The sequence below is a fragment of the Streptomyces purpureus genome (assembly GCF_014648195.1).
Lineage (GTDB): Bacteria > Actinomycetota > Actinomycetes > Streptomycetales > Streptomycetaceae > Streptomyces > Streptomyces purpureus.
Genome location: NZ_BMQQ01000001.1, coordinates 434,221 through 452,084, shown reverse-complemented (window position 1 = coordinate 452,084; position 17,864 = coordinate 434,221). Strand labels below are relative to the sequence as shown.

17 protein-coding genes and 1 pseudogene are annotated in these 17,864 nt (G+C 72.5%); 7 read left to right on the top strand and 11 right to left on the bottom strand.

Annotation, left to right across the window (positions count from 1 at the left end):
• Positions 1-27: 27 nt before the first annotated feature.
• Both IEZ01_RS02030 and IEZ01_RS02025 read right to left on the bottom strand, forming a co-directional pair.
• A complete protein-coding gene (locus tag IEZ01_RS02030) occupies positions 28-198 on the bottom strand; it encodes a hypothetical protein (RefSeq protein WP_019891072.1) in 171 nt (56 codons plus the stop codon).
• 223 nt (positions 199-421) lie between these two features.
• Entirely contained in the window at positions 422-1,525 is a 1,104-nt protein-coding gene (locus IEZ01_RS02025) for an AI-2E family transporter (RefSeq protein ID WP_189199501.1), read from the bottom strand.
• 163 nt (positions 1,526-1,688) lie between these two features.
• Between IEZ01_RS02025 and IEZ01_RS02020 the strand changes: the two genes are divergently transcribed.
• Entirely contained in the window at positions 1,689-2,543 is an 855-nt protein-coding gene (locus tag IEZ01_RS02020) for a DMT family transporter (RefSeq protein WP_189199499.1), read from the top strand.
• Here the strand turns inward: IEZ01_RS02020 and IEZ01_RS02015 are convergent.
• On the bottom strand, positions 2,530-2,892 hold the full coding sequence (locus IEZ01_RS02015; protein ID WP_189199497.1) for a helix-turn-helix domain-containing protein: 363 nt from the start codon (positions 2,890-2,892) through the stop codon (positions 2,530-2,532). The two genes, IEZ01_RS02020 and IEZ01_RS02015, sit on opposite strands and share 14 nt — an antisense overlap.
• On the opposite strand from IEZ01_RS02015, the pseudogene IEZ01_RS02010 reads away from it, so the two are divergent.
• Positions 2,779-3,370: pseudogene (locus tag IEZ01_RS02010) on the top strand (zinc-binding dehydrogenase); the annotation flags it as partial. The gene IEZ01_RS02015 and the pseudogene IEZ01_RS02010 sit on opposite strands and share 114 nt — an antisense overlap.
• Before the next feature lie 7 nt (positions 3,371-3,377).
• On the opposite strand, the gene IEZ01_RS02005 reads toward IEZ01_RS02010, so the two are convergent.
• The 3 genes from IEZ01_RS02005 to IEZ01_RS01995 form a co-directional block, all read right to left on the bottom strand.
• Complete coding sequence (locus tag IEZ01_RS02005; RefSeq protein WP_189199495.1) at positions 3,378-3,944, bottom strand: hypothetical protein; 567 nt, start codon at positions 3,942-3,944, stop codon at positions 3,378-3,380.
• On the bottom strand, positions 3,941-4,354 hold the full coding sequence (locus tag IEZ01_RS02000; RefSeq protein WP_189199493.1) for a PadR family transcriptional regulator: 414 nt from the start codon (positions 4,352-4,354) through the stop codon (positions 3,941-3,943). The genes IEZ01_RS02005 and IEZ01_RS02000 overlap by 4 nt, the downstream gene beginning before the upstream one ends.
• Before the next feature lie 97 nt (positions 4,355-4,451).
• Entirely contained in the window at positions 4,452-8,273 is a 3,822-nt protein-coding gene (locus IEZ01_RS01995) for a WD40 repeat domain-containing protein (RefSeq protein WP_189199491.1), read from the bottom strand.
• Between the two features lie 224 nt (positions 8,274-8,497).
• Here IEZ01_RS01995 and IEZ01_RS01990 point away from each other — a divergent pair, with 224 nt between their 5' ends.
• The 3 genes from IEZ01_RS01990 (at position 8,498) to IEZ01_RS01980 (ending at position 10,867) form a co-directional block, all read left to right on the top strand.
• Positions 8,498-8,866: a hypothetical protein gene (locus IEZ01_RS01990; RefSeq protein WP_189199489.1), complete on the top strand. Its 369-nt coding sequence runs from the start codon at positions 8,498-8,500 to the stop codon at positions 8,864-8,866.
• Positions 8,867-8,949: 83 nt separating this feature from the next.
• Complete coding sequence (locus IEZ01_RS01985) at positions 8,950-9,177, top strand: hypothetical protein (protein ID WP_019891061.1); 228 nt, start codon at positions 8,950-8,952, stop codon at positions 9,175-9,177.
• Between the two features lie 76 nt (positions 9,178-9,253).
• Complete coding sequence (locus tag IEZ01_RS01980; RefSeq protein ID WP_189199487.1) at positions 9,254-10,867, top strand: D-alanyl-D-alanine carboxypeptidase family protein; 1,614 nt, start codon at positions 9,254-9,256, stop codon at positions 10,865-10,867.
• Here the strand turns inward: IEZ01_RS01980 and IEZ01_RS01975 are convergent.
• A complete protein-coding gene (locus IEZ01_RS01975; RefSeq protein ID WP_189199485.1) occupies positions 10,851-12,251 on the bottom strand; it encodes a hypothetical protein in 1,401 nt (466 codons plus the stop codon). The genes IEZ01_RS01980 and IEZ01_RS01975 overlap by 17 nt on opposite strands.
• A gap of 45 nt (positions 12,252-12,296) precedes the next feature.
• Entirely contained in the window at positions 12,297-14,342 is a 2,046-nt protein-coding gene (locus tag IEZ01_RS01970) for a prolyl oligopeptidase family serine peptidase (RefSeq protein ID WP_189199836.1), read from the bottom strand.
• 104 nt (positions 14,343-14,446) lie between these two features.
• On the opposite strand from IEZ01_RS01970, the gene IEZ01_RS01965 reads away from it, so the two are divergent.
• Together IEZ01_RS01965 and IEZ01_RS01960 are read left to right on the top strand one after the other, a co-directional pair.
• On the top strand, positions 14,447-15,511 hold the full coding sequence (locus IEZ01_RS01965; protein WP_189199483.1) for a right-handed parallel beta-helix repeat-containing protein: 1,065 nt from the start codon (positions 14,447-14,449) through the stop codon (positions 15,509-15,511).
• A gap of 32 nt (positions 15,512-15,543) precedes the next feature.
• Positions 15,544-16,626 carry a methyltransferase gene (locus tag IEZ01_RS01960; protein WP_019891055.1) on the top strand — a complete coding sequence of 361 codons (1,083 nt, stop codon included), beginning with the start codon at positions 15,544-15,546 and terminating at the stop codon, positions 16,624-16,626.
• 85 nt (positions 16,627-16,711) lie between these two features.
• Here the strand turns inward: IEZ01_RS01960 and IEZ01_RS01955 are convergent, their stop codons facing one another.
• Genes IEZ01_RS01955 through IEZ01_RS01945 form a run of 3 tightly spaced genes read right to left on the bottom strand, consistent with a single transcriptional unit; the run spans position 16,712 to position 17,832 of the window.
• Entirely contained in the window at positions 16,712-17,044 is a 333-nt protein-coding gene (locus IEZ01_RS01955) for a TcmI family type II polyketide cyclase (protein WP_189199482.1), read from the bottom strand.
• 49 nt (positions 17,045-17,093) lie between these two features.
• Positions 17,094-17,573, bottom strand: coding sequence for an SRPBCC family protein (locus IEZ01_RS01950; RefSeq protein ID WP_019891053.1), 480 nt, complete (start codon positions 17,571-17,573; stop codon positions 17,094-17,096).
• Between the two features lies 1 nt (position 17,574).
• Entirely contained in the window at positions 17,575-17,832 is a 258-nt protein-coding gene (locus tag IEZ01_RS01945; protein WP_019891052.1) for an acyl carrier protein, read from the bottom strand.
• Positions 17,833-17,864: the final 32 nt, after the last annotated feature.

Genomic DNA, 17,864 nt, shown 5'->3' with positions numbered 1-17,864 from the left:
CAGTTCCCGTGGTGTGCCGAAGCGGCCTCAGTTGTGGCCGAACTTCCGCTCCTTCTTGTGGTCCGGCTCATCCCTGATCGCGCGCAGGGTCTCCGGGGTCGGCGCCGACTTCGGCTGCTGCTTCGTCTCCGCCGTGGCGCTGCGCTCATGGCCGCCGGTGCGGGCGCCACGGTTCACCCGGGTCTGTTTCTTGCCCACGGTGGTGCCTCCCTGTGGTGAATCTCGGGCGAGGGACTACCACAAGATTCGCACACAGGTATGAATGCCGCATATCGACCGAGGGTCAGTCCTCCGGGGACGCCACCTGGATGACGATCTTGCCCGCGGCCCCGCCCGCGTCCAATCGCCGCACGGCCTCGACGGCCTCGAACGCTCCCTGCGCCAGGCCTGATCCGCGCCCCTGCCCCGAGCCGCATCCGGCTCAGCCGAGTTCCTTCGGCCCCCTCGGCTCACTCGCCACGTCGGTCGCGCCGACCCGCCGGGCCTCACGCAAGGCCGTGAGCACCGCCCAGAACACCGACACCAGCGGCACGGCCACCACTGCCCCCACCACCCCCGCCGCGATCGCCCCCGCGATCACCGAGATCGCGACGACCAGCGGGTGGAGCCGTACGGCCCAGCTCATCACCAGCGGGTGCAGAAGATGGCCTTCGATCTGCCCGATGATCACGATCAGCGCGATCACGATCAGCGCCACCAGCGGCCCCTGCGCGGCGAGCGCCACCACGGCGGCGACCGCGAGGGCGACCGGCGAGCCGATCAGCGGCACGAAGGCGGCGAAGAACTCCAGCAGCGCCAGCGGCACGGCCAGCGGCACCCCGAGCAGCCACAGCGCGATCCCGACGAGCACGGCGTTGGTCGCGGCCACCAGCACGATGCCGTGCGTGTAGCCGGTGAACGTCCGCCAGGCCGCGCGTGCGCCGATCTCGGCCCGGCCGCGTACGGAGCGTGGCAGCTGCTCCCGCGCCCAGGCCCACTGCCGGTCGCCCGAGTGGATGAAGAAGACCGAGCAGAACAGCCCCAGGGCCAGCGTGGCGAGGACAGTCACCAGCCGGTGCGCGCCGCTCACCGCCTCGCTGACCAGCGTCGAACGGTGGCTCGACAGCCACTGGCCGATGCGGGACTGGACATCGGAGAGCGCCTCCGGGTTGAGCCGGAACGGCGGCCGTTCGAGCCAGTTCTCGATCCTCTCGATGCCCTCGCGGAACTCCCGTACCAGCGTGGTCCGCTCCCCCGCCACCGCCTCGCCGACGAGGGCGAGCACCCCGAGCACGAGCGCGATGCCGCCGAGCAGGGTGAGGGCGACGGCGAGCGGGCGGGGCAGGCCGCGGGCCACCACGTCGGCGACCGGGCGCAGCAGCGCCGTGATCACCAGCCCGAGGAAGACGGCCACGCCGATCTCGTGGAAGCGTCCGAGCACGGCGAAGACGGCGTAGACGACCGCCCCGACGGCGAGCAGGCGCCACGCGTAGGCCGCGGCCGTGCGAAGCATCGGGAAGACCTGGGGCGGCGTGCCTGGCTCCATGGCGTTCGACGTACCACCGGGCGGGCCGCGCACCACGCGCGGGCGGCCTGATTCGCCCGGGACGGTCCCGCGCGGGGCCCGGACGGGCGAATACTCCCGCCCCCAGCGGGTGCGTTCCGGTGTCGCGGCGCGGCCGCCCGGCGGGGAGGCCGAGGATCGGGGGATGGGCGTCGTCCTGCCGGTCCTCTTCTCCTTGTTCGCCGCGTTCAGCAACGCGCTCGCCACGGTGCTCCAGCGCCGCGCCGCGCTCACCGTGCCCCGCACGGACTCGTTCCGGCCGGGCTTGGTCCTCGATCTGGTGAAACGGCCGGTCTGGCTCGCCGGGATCCTCGCGGTGATCGCCGCCGGGGTCGGGCAGGCGGCGGCCCTGGCGACGGGGCCGCTGTCGCTGGTGCAGCCGCTGTTCGTCCTTGAGCTGCCGCTGGCTCTGCTGATCGCCTCCCTGATGGCTCGCGAGAGGCTGCCGATGGCGCTGTGGCTGGCCGTGGCCGGGGTGGTGGGCGGGCTCGGCGTGGCGCTCGTGGCCGCCGCGCCCGCCGGGAACCGTACGCATGTGCCGCTGGACCGGTGGGTGCCGACGCTCGCGGTGTGCGCGGTGGCGGTGGTGGCGCTGGCGTTCGCGGGGCTGCGGCGGCCGCCGGGCCGGGCCCGCGCCGGGTGCCTGGGCGCGGGCACCGCGATCTGCTACGCGCTGACGGCGGCTCTGATGAAGACCGCCATGCACATCCTCGACGGGGGCGGCATCGGCGCGTTCCTGACGTCGTGGCAGACGTACGCGTTCTGTGTGACCGGCGTCGGGGCCCTGCTGTTGCTCGAACACGCCATGCAGGGCGGCCCGCTGGTCGCATCGCAGCCGGCGCTGACCCTGGGCGACGCGACCGTGAGCCTCATCCTGGGCGTCCTGCTGTTCGAGGAGCATCTGCGGTCGGGGTGGTGGCTGCTGCCGCAGCTGCTGGGCGTCGGGCTGATCGTGTTCGGGGTGTTCGCGCTGGCCCGCAGCGGGGTCAGCGCGGCGTGAGGGCGCCGGCGGCAGGGCCTGAGTCCGGGAGCGCGTCGGGGCGTTCCCGGGCGCGGAACGTCTGCCGGTAGGCGGTGGGCGAGACCCCCAGGGTGGCCGCGAGGTGCTGGCGCAGCGAGACCGCGGTGCCGAAGCCCGACGCGGCGGCCACGCGGTCCACGGTCAGGTCGGTGGTCTCCAGCAGGCGCCGCGCGTGGTCGACGCGCTGCTGGTTCAGCCACTGTCCAGGGGTGGTGCCGGTCTCCTCCCGGAGCCGGCGCGAGAAGGTCCGTACGCTCAGGTGGACACGGCGGAGCTCCGCGCGCGCCAGCGGGTGCTGGTGCACGCGGCGGTCGGCGGCGTCGGCCATCTGGCCGTGCAGATGGCCAAGGCGCGCGGGGCCATTGTCATCGGCACGGCGAGCGCCGCCAAGCACGACTTCGTCCGGGGCCTGGGGGCGAGTCGTCGACTACCGCTCTACCGACTTCGCCGAGGCGGTACGGGACGTGGACGTCGTCGTCGTCGACACCATCGGCGGTGAGTACGGGCCCCGCTCGCTGCGCACGCTGCGCCCCGGCGGCATCGTGGTCTCCCTCGCCTCCCCGGCCGAGGCCGCACTGGCCGAGGAGGCCGCCCCGCTCGGACTGCGCGCCGCGTTCATGATCGTGGAGGCCGACCAGGGCGGGATGCGGGAGCTGGCCGCGCTGGCCGCGTCGGGGCAGCTGCGGGCCCACGTCGACGCGGTGCTGCCGTTGGAGGACGTGGCCAAGGCCCATGAGCTGGGCCAGAGCGGCCGCACCACCGGCAAGATCGTCCTTACGGTCGCCGGGGACGGCGTGGCTGCCTGACCCACAGTCAGTTCACTTCGGCCGGAGCGGACTTGCGGGCCCTCCCGTCGGCGACGGCGTAGGGCAGCCCGGGCAGGAGCAGCAACGGCGCGACCCACAGCGGAAGGCTGAAGAGGATCTCGTCACCGCCCAGGACCCTGGTGAGAATCGCGACGGGCAGGCCGACGGCGAGCGCGACCAGCCAGCTTCTGCCGAGGCCGAGTCCGCCGCGCCGGATCTCCCACACGACCGTGAAGGTCGCGATGACGGCCCAGAAGGCGAGGTCGTCCGCGCCGACGGACAGGGTGAGGCTCCAGGTGACCAGGTGCCGCACGAGCAGCACCGCGCCCACCACGAACAGCGCCATGGCGGCCATGCGCGCGATCCTGCGCGACAGCGGGGCCCTGGCCCGGGCCCAGGCGGCGGCGAAGGCCTTGACGTCGTCGCCGACGACGTCCTGGGGGGTGCGGCCGGCGGCCTCGGCGTCTTCGAGGTGGGCGGAGAGCTCCTCCAGCATCTCGCGGACCGAGGCGTCGTCGATGCCCCGGTACTCCCAGTTGCTGCGGCAGACCGCGAGTATCCGCTCGTTGGTCACGATGTGCTCTTCCCCGTGGATGTGGTGTCGGCGTCGGTGTGGGCGTCTGTGTCGGCGCCGGTCTCGGCCAGGAGGCCGCTGACGGCTCCGGCGAAGCCGTGCCAGGCGACCCGGCCGCCGTCGAGTTCGGCGCAGCCCGCCTCGGTGAGGCGGTAGTACTTCCGCGGGGCGCCGCCGCTGCCGGACGGCGCGCGGTACGAGGAGATGAGCCCGCCGCGCTCCAGCCGGGAAAGCAGTGGATAGATGCTGCCTTCCCGCACCAGGTCGAGCCCGCTGTCGGCGAGCGCCTGGGTGAACTCGAAGCCGTACCGCGGCCGCTCGGCGATCAGGGCCAGCAGGCAGATGTCGAGCACGCCCCGCAGGAGCTGACTGTGCCGCTGGCCGACGGCGTCGGGCAGCTCCTTTGTCATGCGGTACAAGATAGTCGTCAACTACCTTGCGTCGCAAGACAAGTCCCCGCCTCCCTGGAGGTCAGCGGTGACAAGGGCGCCCTGGAGCGCTGGTCGATCAGGACAGGCGCCGGTACGGCAGGGACCGTACGTGCGCCTTCCACTCCGCCTCGGTCAGCGGCCCGCCGGCCCGCCGCGACACCTCCGTGGCGACGTCCCGTGGCGTGACGGCGTAGCTGAGCAGCGGGACGTGGGCCCCGGCGGCGTGCAGCCGGGTGCCGTCGGCCGAGAAGGCCAGCGACAGGATGGGGTCGCCGCCGGTACTCAGGGGCGAGCCGAGGGGCGGCCCTCCGGAGCCCGTGGCCTCCCACAGCCGCAGGCCGCCCAGGTCGTCACCGGCGGCGAGGAGCGTGCCGTCCGGGGAGAACGCCAGCGCCCGCACCGGGCTCGCGCCCTCGGCGCCGGAGGGCGTGAACTCGGCGATGCTGCGGGCGACTTCTCCGTCCCAGAGGGTGACGTTGCCCTGGGTGTCACCGGCGGCCAGCCGCTTCCCGTCGGGGCTGAAGGCGATCGTCGTGGTGAGGGTCGGGGTGAGCAGGGGGTGCGTGGCGCGCCTGGTGTCGGGGTCGCTGATCCAGGCCAAGGGGCCCCACCGGGCCGCGGCGGCGAGCAGACGGCCGTCGGGGCGGACAGCGGCGGCCCGGCCTTCCTCCTGAAATGACGAGATGTCGCCCTGCCCGCTGACGAGTTGGCGCACCCTGATCCGGCGCCGGACGTCCCAGACCTCGATCCGTTCGCCGTCGGACGTCCGCGTCGCGTAGAGCCGGGTGCCGCCTGGGCCCAGCACGAGGTCCCCGATATCACCGTTGGTGGCATCGGGGGCGGGAGCCAGAGGGAGCACCGTCGTCCGCCGGGGGTCCCGGGTGTCGACGACGGAGACCGGGCGGCGTGGCCCGGTGCCGATGGCGCCGTAGGCGAAGTACCGGCCGTCGGGGCTGAAAGCGGTGAGCTCCGACGCGGCGCAGCCCCCGTCCGGGGCGACGGCGGGGTCCGAATCCGTGGGGCACGGCACGGTCGGCAGGTCCGCCACCGTACGACGGGTCCGTACGTCCGTCAGCCGGACGCTGTTACGGTCCTTGCCGTGCCGGACGGTCGCCAGCAGGCGGCCGTCCGGGCTGAGTTCGGCCCGTACCGTCGCCGACGCGCCCCAGACCGTGCCGACGGCGGGTCCCAGGTCGAGCGTCCGGACGATGCCCTGGGTCGCGCCGGTCAGATACGTGAGCGTGCGGCCGGTCCGGTCGATACGGAAGGCTCCCGCCGTCTCGTTGCCCAGCGCGTGACGGAAGACCGGGCCGTCGACGCCCAGGCGCCACAGGAGGATCTCCTTCTCGTCGGTGGCGACCAGGAATGCCCCGCCCGCGCTGAACTCGGCGCGGGAGAGGTTCTGATGGGCGAGAGTCGCTGTCCGCCGTCCGGTGCGGACATCCCATACGACGCTTCCGGTCCCGTTGGTCAATGCGAGCCGACGGCCGTCGGGCGCGAGTGTCATTTCGGAGGAGCCGCAATTCACCGCTCCCGCCGCCTTCTCCCAACCCCCGCGGAGTCTCCGGTCGCGGCGGAGGTCCCACAGCTCGACCGGTCGACCGGTCACACAAGAGGCCAGCAGGGAGTCGTCCGCACTCACGACGTGGGTGTAGTTCCAGGCGTCGCCCGAGTCGTCATCGGGCTGGAGTGGCATTGGCCGGTCCGCCAGCAACCGACGCTGCTCGATGTCCCACACCCGCACTCTCGGCTCCTGGGGATCCTCGCCCCCCATCTCCGTGAAGACCAGGGTCCGGCCGCTCCGGCCGAATTCGAACTCGCCCACGTTGGAGTACTCCCACGCCGTCGCGGGAACGGCTTCACCGAGCGAGCGCCCCGAGGCAAGATCCCACAGATATGCCACGCCGTCCTTCTCGACCACCGCCCGCCGCCCATCGGGTGAGACGGCGAGTGGGGACTCGCCCCCGGGGCGGGGGATGGACGAGACGCGACGCTGCGAGGGAACGTCCCAGCGGTCGATCCGGCCACCAACCTCGGACAGGGCCGTACGGCCGTCCGCACTGAGCATCAGGTCGGGGACCGTGGAACCGGGGATCCGCAGGGTCTTGCGTCCCCGCTGCGCCCCCGCCCCGTACAGCGCCGACCGGGTCTCCGGCAGGTCCGCCAGCTGCCACGCGGCCACACTCAGCCGCATCGCCGTCCGCGGGTCCGAGCCGCGCATGTCGTCGGCGAGTGCGGCGATCCGGCGGGCCTCGGCCTGCACCAGCAGGCGTTCGTTGCTGCGGTTCTGCTGCCAGGCGAGCACCCCGGCGACCAGGGCGAGGACGAGCAGGACGGACACCGACACGGCGAACGTCCGCAGCCGCCGGGCGGTACGGGCCGCCGCGCGGCGTTCGTCGTCGCGGGCGGCCAGGGCGGCGGTGAGGAAGGCTCCTTCCAGCGGGGTGAGCGTCCGGGGCCGCTCCGCCTCGGGGAAGGCGTCCTCGGAGGCGGCTAGCCGGGAGCCCCGGAAGAGGGCGCCGGGATCGCGGTCCAGTTCGTCCCAGGCCACGGCCGCCTCGGTCAGCCGGCGGTGCAGCCGTATCCGCTCGCGGTCGGCGTCGATCCAGCCGCGCAGCCGGGGCCAGGAGGTGATGAGGGCTTCGTGGGCCAGGTCGACGGTCCGCTCGTCCAGGGTGATCAGCCGGGCTCGGGCCAGCCGGTCGAGGACCAGCGCGGCGTCGTCGCCGGTGTCGACCTCGGCCCGGTCGACGGGACGCCGGGTGTCGGGGGTGCCGTCGCCGGGGGTGATCAGTCTGAGCAGGATGCGGCGGGCCAGCTCCCCCTGGTCGGGGCTCAGCCGGGTGTAGGCCGCCTCGGCGGTACGGGCCACCGCCCCTTGGAGCCCGCCGATGGTCTCGTACGTCTCCAGGGTCAGCGTGCGGCCCCGGCGGTGCCGCCAGGTCTCCAGGAGGGCGTGCGAGAGCAGCGGCAGGCTGCCCGGCTCCCCGTCGGCCTCCTCGACCAGTCGTGCCGTCAGGGTCCGTTCGACGACCAGGCCGGCGGCGGCAGCGGGCTTCACGACGACCTCGCGCAGCTCGGCCGGGGACAGCGGCCCGACCGGAACGCCGGCGTCCGCCACGGCGGCGGCCAGGCCCCGGTGCTCCAGGCAGCGCCCGTAGAAGTCGGCCCGGACGCCGAGCACCACCCGCAGCCGGCTGCCGGGGTCGCCGGCCGCGAGCAGCAGGTCGACGAACTCGGTCCGCTCGTCGGGATCCTGGCAGAGGGTGAACACCTCCTCGAACTGGTCGACGATCAGCCAGGTGTCCCCCTCCCCCTCCGCGGGCGTGAACAGCTGCCGGTGGGTGCGCAGGGGCCGGGCGCCGGGGGTGAGGATGCGCAGCGCGGCCGGGCGCTCCACGGCGTTCTCGGCGCGGCTGAGCCGCGGGATCAGTCCCGCCCGCAGCAGCGAGGACTTGCCGCTGCCGGAGGGACCGAAGACGACGGTGACCCGGTGGGCGGCGACGTGCTCGACCAGTGCGTCGGTGAGGCTGCCGCGGCCGAAGAAGTGGTCCTCGTCGGCGGGGTCGAAGCGGGCCAGGCCTTGGTACGGCGGCTGGGCGTCGTCGTCGGCCTCGGGCGCGGGCCGGCCGGCGTCCTCCCGTTCGGCGGCGCGCCAGCGCTCCTCCCAGTCGGCGCGGTCACCGTCGCACGCCTCCACGTACGCCAGGGTCACGGTCAGCGAGGGCAGCTTCTCGCCCGCGGCCGCCTGGGACAGGGCGGTGACCGAGAATCCGGCGCGCTGCGCCATGGACCGGTAGGAGGGTCCGCCGGCCTCCTGGCGCAGTTTGCGCAACTCGAACGCGAACCGCTGTACCGGCCCCCCGGCCGGATCGACCGGCTTCTCCCGACGCCCCACTCCGCCCCGCCCCCGTGTTCGATCATCGTCCGACCGGCCAAGGTACGGACGCCGAAGGCGGCGGGACAAGCGCCCTCCCGGCCAACCCGCGGGCCGCCACCAGGCCGTCCGGGATTGTTCAGTGCCGCGGAACAGGGCTGCTGAACAATCCGAACCCCGCTGGAATCGGTGTCCGACGGGCCACACCGGCACGTCGCACACCGACACGGTGAAGGAGAAGGATCATGAGTTTCGTACGGACGGGCGCCATGGCGGCGACCACGCTCGCGATCGCGGGAGCGACTCTCCTCGGATCGACGACGGCGTCGTACGCGGGCACCAACGGCCAGCAGGTCAAGGTGAACACGCGGTACTCGGACGAGGTGAAGGTCTGCGGCACCAACCATCGTGGGGAGTACAAGTGCACGCCGTGGTTCGACACGCCCGGCGGGCGTAACGACTACCACGGCAAGTCCGGCTACTGGTTCAAGGGCAAGATGACGATCACCGGCATCCAGTCGGAGACCGGCAAGAAGCGCACCATGAAGTGCTCCGTGCCCAAGTCCCAGTCGGCCAACTGGACCTACTGCAACGGCTACGCCGGCGGCCTCTGACCAAGCACGGCGTGCGGGCCCCGGCGGATCACGGGGGTATCAGCTGGGGCCCACCCCTGCCGTGGACCGAGAAGGAGAGGGACGTGAACGCTGACCGTCGGAGGAGCCTGTGGCGGGCGGGTGAGGTGTGGCTGTGCGCCCTCGGGCTGGTCGTCTGTGTGGGGGCGTTCGCCTGGACCATGGTCACGGGGCGGTCCGGGTTGTACGCCCCGATACCCATGGTCCTGGCCATCGCATTGTTCGAGCTGTCGTACCGCTGCTGGGACAAGTGGTGGACCCAGAGCCAATGTGACCAATTGGCAACAAAGTAACAGGACGCGCAACGGACGGGACGGGGCCGGGCATCTCTGTGCTCGACATGTCAGGCGCAGCTAAGAGGGCCCAAGGATGAACGCGGTACCGGCGGACGACGCGTCCCCCGAAGAGCCGAAGCCGGAGCAGAAGCAGGAGCCGGGGGAGGAGCAGAACCAGAAGCGGGAGGAGCGGGAGCCCGAGCCCGCTACCGAACCCGATCCCGCTCCCGAGCCGGCTCCCGAACCCGAGCCGGAGCCGGAGGCGAAGCCCGAGCCGGCCCCAGAGCCGGAGCCCGCACCGTCGGCCCCCGAGTCCGCACCGGAGCCAGAGCCCGCGTCCCCGGCCCCCGCGCCCCCGCCCGTACCGGAGCCGGCCCCCGAGCCGGAGCGGACGCGGGAGTCGCCGATGCCCGCGCTCGATCTGCTGGCGCAGCTGACCAACACTCCCCCGCCGCCGCGGACCCCGGCCCGCTCCCTCGTGCGGCGGATCAAGATCTGGGCACCGCTGGTGCTGCTGCTGGCCGCCGTCCTCGTCGGCGTACAGGTGCTGCGTCCGCTGCCCGCGCCCGCGCTGGGCGGCGCCGAGGCCGCGTACACGCTGCCCGGCCGGTTCGAGGCGCCGTGGCCGGACCACGGGCAGGGCGCGATCCTGATCCCCGGGTCCGGTGAGGTGGCGACCTTCGGGGCACAGAAGCCGGTGCCGACGGCGAGTGTCGCGAAGGTGATGACGGCCTACGTCATCCTCAAGGGGCACCCGCTGAAGAAGGGCGAGGCCGGGCCGCGGATCGCGGTGGACGCCAAGGCCGTGGCGGACGGCCAGGTCAAGCACGAGTCCAGGATCGAGGGGCTGACGGCCGGGACGACGTACAGCCAGCAGGACATGCTCAAGATGCTGATGATCCCCTCGGGCAACAACATCGCCCGGCTCCTCGCCCGCTGGGACACCGGCAGCGACACCACCACCGAGTTCGTGGCGAAGATGAACGCCGCCGCCGAGGAGCTCGGGATGAAGGACACCACCTACACCGACCCCAGCGGGCTCGACGCCAAGACCGTGTCCACGGCCGTCGACCAGCTGAAGCTGGCGGAGGCGGTGATGAGGTTCGACGCGTTCCGGGCGGTCGTGGCGCTGCCGAACGCGCCGATCGAGGGGCTGCCGAAGCCGCTGTACAACAACAACGACAGCCTGCTTCTGTCGGGACTGAGCATCAAGGGCATCAAGACCGGCTCCAGTTCGGCCGCGGGCGGCACGCTCATGTGGGCGGCGTACAAGACGGTGGGCGCGCGGACGCCGCTGATCGTCGGCATGATGATGGGCCAGCGGGCCGAGGGCCCCGACCCCGAGGCGCTCAGGAGTCTCGCGCTGGTGAAGACCAACACCCAGAAGGTCGTCGCGGCCGTCCGGGAGGCGATCACCTCGACCGTGGCGGTGCGCAAGGGGCAGGTCGTCGGGTACGTCGACGACGGTATGGGCCGTCGTACGCCGGTCGTGGCGGCGCGGGACGTCGAGGTCGTGGGTGTGCCCGGGCAGAAGCTGACGGTCACGCTCGACGACGGCGGCAAGCCGCTGCCGCACGCGGCCGGGGCCGGCACCGAGGTCGGCCGGCTCACCGTCGGCAGTGGGGCCGGCGCGCAGTCGGCCCCGGTGACGCTGAAGGAGGCGCTGACCGAACCGGGCTTCGTGGACAAGCTCACCCGGCTCGGCTGACCGCACTCTTCCCCTGCCCCGCCGGCGGGGCCTGGCTCACGGCGTCGAGGAGTTCGGGCAGCGTCCCGGGGAAGTTCCTGATCAGCGGGTACATCGCGATCCACCGCTCGGGCCGGATCTCGCCCGCCGTCCAGCGGGCCAGCAGCGCGGCGGTCGCGACGTGCAGCGCGGCGCGTCCGCTCCAGGCGGCGCGGGTGACGTCCGCGCATCCGGAGGCCTGGCCGACCCAGGAGGTAAGGACGCACGCCGGGCGCACCAGCTCCGCGACGTCGGCCGCCGGGAGTTGGCCGCGTTCGATCACGGCGGCGAGGTGGTCGAGGGTCGGCCCCTCGGGCCCGCTGTACGCGACGGGGGTGGCCGCGAGCGCCTGACGTGCCGATTCGGCCGTGTCGCCGAGAGGGCCGCTGTCGCCCGGCGGGTGCCATGGGGGCACCCACGGCGGGGCCTTCCGCGCGGCGGCGGCTCGGGTGGCGGGCATGGCGGCGGTCGGTGCGGACAGGGGCCGGCCGGGGAGCGCGGGCCGTCCGGTCCGCAGCACCACCGCGACCTCCGGCGGGCAGTCCGGCCGCAGCGCCAGCAGTCGGGCCGCCTGGCGCGGGAGCGTACCGCCGAGCCGGGCGGCCGAGATCAGCGGCCAGTGGATCCGGTACGGCTCCTTCAGAACCGCCTCGAACGCCCGGCGCGTCCGCCACTGGCTCGCCTCCCGCTCCACCGCCCGAAGTCGCCTCAGCAGCGCGCCGGTGCCGAGCCAGTGCTCCTCGACAATGTCGAGGTAGGGCTCAGGAAAGGGCTGGGCGCAGGCCTCGGCGATGCCTGCGGTGAGCGGGTCCAGCGGCGGGGGTATCCGGTCCACGAGGTCGCGTGTTCGCGCGGTGCCGCCGTGGCGCCGGACCGTGGCCCAGGCGGTGGCCCGGGCGGTCGGCGGGGCGGCACCGCGCCGGTCGACCAGGGCGGCGGCCGCGAGGTCGGGGTCGGCCGAGAGCAGGGCCCGCCGGTGGAAGTCGGGATGAGGGTATCGCCCGGTGGCGACGAGCGCGGGGGCGCGCAGCCTCAGCCGCTGCTCGGGCTCTTCCCGGAGCTGAGGGTTGTTCACGAGCGCGGCGTCGACCGCGGGGTCGTCGAGGGCGACCAGGTCGAGCTGGGTGGTCTCGCCGCCCGCCGCGGCCGCGAGCGCGGCCCGCAGCCGGCTGTCGCCGCGCTCAGTCACACACCGGGTCACATGCGTGGGCGGGCCCATGCCGGCGAAGAACAGCGCCTTGTCCACGGAGAGCCAGGCGTCCAGGACCGCGGTCCGCAGCTCGTACGGAACGAGCGTGGCGAGGCAGTGCAGGTGGAACCTGAGCGTCATCCGCTCGGTGGAGCTCATCTCCCCCGGCGCACCCATGGCGTCGTCCCCCTTCCGCGGCCCGGAGCGCCCGACCCTACAAGATCACCGTCTCGTGTCCCCTTCGTCGACGCCTCCGCCCGGCCGCAGGTGCCGCCGGAGGAACGTATGGACCAGGGCGTGGTTGAAGGCGGCCTCCTCGTGGTCGCTGGCTCCGGCGTGACCGCCACCGGTGTTCTCGTAGAAGAGCACCTGGTGGCCCATCTCGCGCATCCTGGCGGCCGTCTTGCGGGCGTGGCCGGGGTGGACGCGGTCGTCCTTGGTGGAGGTGAGCAGCAGGAGAGGCGGGTACGACCGGTCGGGGTCGAGGTTGTGGTACGGCGAATACGCCGCCAGGTGCGGGCGGTCGGCGTCGTTGTCCGGGTCGCCGTACTCGCCCGTCCATGAGGCCCCAGCGAGCAGGCGGTGGAAGCGGAGCATGTCGAGCAGGGGTACCTCGGCGACGACGGCGCCGAAGAGTTCGGGGTGGCGGGTGAGCATGGCGCCCATGAGGAGGCCACCGTTGCTGCCGCCGAGGATGCCCAGCCGGCCGGCGGTGGTGATGCCGCGTGCGGTCAGGTCGCGGGCGACGGCCGCGAAGTCGTCGAAGGCGCGGTGCCGGCCGGCGCCGAGCGCGGCGCGGTGCCAGGCGGGGCCGTATTCGCCGCCGCCCCGGATGTTCGCGACGACGTAGGTGCCGCCGTGGGCGAGCCAGGCCCGGCCGATGAGGGCGTTGTAGCCGGCGGTGAGGGAGTACTCGAAGCCTCCGTAGCCGTACAGCAGCGCCGGGCCGGGGCCGTGCGCGGGGTCGGGGCCGACGACGAAGTAGGGCACCTGGGTGCCGTCGGGCGAGGTGGCGAAGTGCTGACGGACGGACAGCCCGTCGGTGTCGAAGTGCGCGGGGGCCTGCTTGACGGTCTCGCCTCCGGCGTGGATCTCGCCCCTGACGAGGGTGGACGGCTGGAGGTAGGAGTCGACGTCCAGGAAGTACTCGTCGCTGACGTCGGGGTCGGTGTCAATGATCGCCGCGCTGGCCAGCGGGGGTACGTCCGCCAGGGGTTCGCGGGTCCAGCCGTCGGGGCCGGGGGTGAGGACCTCGATCCGGGTGGAGACGTCGCGCAGGGTCTCAAGTACAAGGTGGTGGCGGGTCCAGGCATGGCCGGCCAGCGCGGTCCGCTCGTCCGGGGCGAACAGCCCCTGTCCTTCGCGGTCCCCGGCGAGGAAGGCGTCGAAGTCGAAGGCGAGCAGCGAGCCGGCCGGGTGGCCGAGCCAGGGCGAGCGGGGGATGACGATCAGCCACTGGCGATGGGCGTAGGCGGTGGCGTCGTCGGGGACGTCGATCTTCACCAGGGTGTCGTCGGCGCCCAGCAGGAAGAGTTCGTTGTGCCAGAAGTCCCGGGAGCGGGTGACGAAGTCCCGCTCGAAGCCGGGTGTCGGGTCGTGCCAGCCGCCGGCCGCGACGTCGTCGGCGGCCGCCTCGAAGACGACCTCGGCCTCGGCCAGCGGGGTGCCGCGCCGCCAGCGCCGTACGGTACGGGGATAGCCGGAGGTGGTCAGCGAGCCGGGACCGAGGTCGGCCCCGATCCAGACGTGGTCCTCGTCGATCCAGCCGATGCGGGTCTTCGCCTCCGGCACCTGGAAGCCGTCGTCGACGAACGCCCTGGTGCCGAGGTCGAACTCGCGGACCACGACGGCGTCGGACCCGTCCGGCGACAGCCTCACCAGCGCCCGCCGGTACTCGGGGTACAGCACCTGCGCCCCGGCCCACACCCACTCCTCGCCCTCGGCACGGGCGAGGGCGTCGACGTCGAGGAGCACGTCCCAGTCGGGTTCGTCCTTCTGGTACTGCTCAAGGGTGGTGCGCCGCCACACCCCCTTGGGGCGGTCGGCGTCCCGCCAGAAGTTGTAGAGGTACGGGCCCCGGCGGACGGTGTAGGGGATGCGCGCGGTGTCGTCGAGGACTTGCCGCGCCTGCTCCCGCAGTCCGGCGAAGCCGGGGTCCCCGGTCAGCAGTCCCACGGTCTCGGCGTTGCGCTCCGCCACCCAGGCGAGTGCGGCCTCGCCCTCGACGTCTTCCAGCCACAGAAACGGATCATCGGTCACGCCCCTGATTGTGCTCACCTTTCGGGTGGGGGATGAAGCCGTTTGCGCGATGTATGTGTCCATCCGCTCACGCCGTGTGGCGAGTCGGCAAGATCGCCCATAACTTCGGCCTCATGACACGACAAAAGCTCACATGCCTCGCATGCACCGCTGTGGTCATCGTCACCGGAGTCGGCGCCGCGGCGCCCTCCGGAGCCGCGACCACCCACACCGTCCAGCTCGGCGAATCGATCCAGGCGGCGGTCGACGCCGCCAAGCCCGGCGACAGCATCGTCCTCGCGGAGGGCGTCCACCACGGGAGCGTGCGGATCACCACCTCGAACCTGACGCTCCGTGGGCAGGGCGAGGGCACCGTCCTCGTGCCGGCGACGGCGGCCACCCGGGCCGACAGCGCCTGTGCCACGGCGGGCAACGGCATCTGCGTCACGGGCACCGCGGCCAAGACGGTCGACGGGGTGACCATCCGCGGACTGACCCTGAGCGGCTACAAGAAGAACGGCCTGTGGGCCACCCGCACCGACCGGCTCGAGGTGCGCGACGTGACCGCCGAGAAGAACGGCAGCTGGGGCCTGGCCCAGGAGCGGTCCACGCGCGGTGTGTTCCGCAACAACATCGCCCGCGACAACGCGGAGTCCGGCATCTTCGTCGCCAACACCATCGACCGCGAGGGTGGCGCCATCGACACCCACGGCGCCGTGATCCGCGACAACACCCTGACCGGCAACAGGATCGGGGTCACCGTCCGGCGGGTGCGCAACCTGTCCGTACGGAACAACACCATCAGCGCCAACTGCGGTGGTGTGTTCGTCGTCGGCGACGAGACCAAGCCGTGGGCCGGTGCCATGACCATCCGCAACAACTACATCTTCGAGAACAACAAGTTCTGCCCCGGCAACAGCCGCCTGCCCGTCATCCAGGGCACCGGCATCGTCCTCACCGGCTCCGAGCAGACCGTCGTCCGCAACAACCTGGTCCGCAACAACGTCGGCAGCTCCCCGCTCTCCGGCGGCATCGTGCTCTTCCAGAGCTTCGTCGGCGCCCAGAACGTCAAGAACCGCGTCGAGAACAACGTACTGGTCGGCAACAAGTCCGCCGACCTGGCCAACCGGGGCACCGGAACGGGCAACACCTTCCAGCGCAACACCTGCGAAATCTCCGAGCCCACCGGGATGTGCTGAGCGGTGCCCGTAACCAGCAGAAACGAGGCCGTATGACCACGGTAAGTCCCAACCTCACCGCCACCGCCACCGCGGCGCCCGTCCTCATCGACACCGCCCCGCTCACACCCCCGCCCGCCATGCGGCTGCGGGAGCTCGTCTTCGGGGCGGCGTGCGCCGCCGCCGTTCGGGCCGCGGCCCGGCTGGGGGTCGCCGACGCGCTCGGGGACTCCCCCGCCACCGCGGCGGAGCTCGCGGAGGCGGTCGGCGCCGAGCCGCGGCCGCTGCGGCGGCTGCTGCGCGCCTTGTCCTGCTACGGCATCTTCGCGGAGACCGAGGACGGCGCGTTCCGGCACACCGACATGTCCCGGATGCTGCGCGAGGACGACCCCGGCAGCCTGCGGTACATCGCCCTGTGGTGCACCGAGCCGTGGACCTGGCAGGCGTGGCCGCACCTGGACGACGCGGTACGCAGCGGCGACAGCGTCTTCCACGACCTGTACGGCAAGGGGTTCTTCGACTATCTCCACCAGGACGCGCACGAGTCGGCGCATGTGTTCAACCTGGCCATGACCACCTCCAGCACCCAGTCGGCGCTGGAGGTGGCGGAGCTCCTCGACCTCACGGGTGTGTCGGCGGTCGCCGACATCGGGGGCGGCCAGGGGCATGTGCTGGCGAGCCTGCTGGAGAAGCACCCGCGGCTGCGGGGAACCCTGCTCGACCTCCCCGGGGTGGTCGCGAAGGCGGATGCGCGGCTGCGGCCGGGCGGTCCGCTCGCCGGCCGGGCCGAGATCGTCCCCGGCGACTGCAGGGAGTCCATCCCGGTCGCCGCCGATCTGTACATCATCAAGAACATCCTGGAGTGGGACGACGACAGCACCCGCAGGACCCTGCGGAACGTGATCGCCGCGGCCCGTCCGGGCGCCCGGGTCGTCGTCATCGAGAACCTCGTCGACGACACCCCGTCGATGAAGTTCACCACGGCGATGGACCTCCTGCTGCTGCTCAACGTCGGCGGCGCGAAGCACACCCGGGAGAGCATCGTCGGCCATGTGGTGGACGCCGGCCTGGTCGTCGACGAGATCCGGCCGGTCAACGCCTATCTGCACGCCTTCGAGTGCACCGTGCCCGGGTGATCCGACCCGCACACCCCACGGCGGTCGGACCGCCGAACGCCCCGAGCCCGGCGCGGTGCCGGGTTCGGGGCGTTCCCACGCGGCCTCAGGTGGCCGGCTCGCGCTGCCACCGGTAGAACTCGCGGGCCATGGCGTCCTTCGGCTCCCGCCAGGTGGCCGGGTCGTACGGGCTGACGAAGGCGGACAGCCGGGCGCTGATGTCCTTGAAGTCCGGGTGGTCCTTGTGCCGTGCGATCTCCGGTCCGGGCGGCCGGTCCGACTCGATCAGGTGCAGGTAGACGTCACCGAACTGGAAGAGACTGCGCCGGGTGACACCCACCAGATGGGGCAGTTCACCCGCGTCGGAGGTGGCGAACAGCTCGGCGATGTCGGGGGCCGACTCCGGAGCCATCCGGGCGACGATCAGAGCGTGGTGCATCGGGGGGATCCCCTTTCTCGGGCCGGCCTGTGACGGCCGGACCGGCGGGTCAGTTGGCGCGGACCGCGGCCGGACGGCGCTCGGGGTCCCGCTGCTCGATCTTGTTCCGGATGAGCTCCATCTGGATCTTCGAGTTGCGGTTGATGTTGTCGGTCATCCACGCGTCGTCGACCGGTGCGTCGGGCCGCATCGCGAAGTCCTGCGTCCAGCGCATCCGGGTGCCGGACGGGACCTCCGCGTACTCCCAGCGGATGTTCATGTGCTGGAACGGTCCGGGCTCGACACGGCGGGCGTTGACGGTGAGCGAGGCCCGGTCGGTGGTCCGTTCCGACACCCAGCTCCAGACCTTGCCGTTCTCGTCCGGGTGCATGGTCAGGCGGAAGGTGGTCCGCGCGCCGTCCCGCTCCAGGATCTCGACCGACGCGTACTCGCTGAACAGCCGTGGCCAGCTCTCCAGGTCGTTGGTCACGTCCCAGACCAGGTCCAGGGGGGCGGCGATGACGATCTCGTTCTCGGTGTGTCCGGGCACGTCAGACTCCAGTCTTGAGGGCGTTGTTGACGAGGTCGAGGAATTCACGGGGGGTCTTGCAGCGGTCGGCGTCGGCGGGCAGCGGCACGCCGTGCCGGTTCTCCAGTTCGCCGACGATGCCGAGGAGCCCCAGGGAGTCGAGGCCCCACTCGTCGAAGCGGGAGTCGGGGCGGCTCGCCATGTCCTGCGGGTCGACGGTGACTCCGGCGCCCTTCTTCATCAGGGCGGCCAGTTCTTCGATGGTCAGTTGAGTGCTCATGAGGGACTCTCCTTGTCCGGGGCACGGGGTCA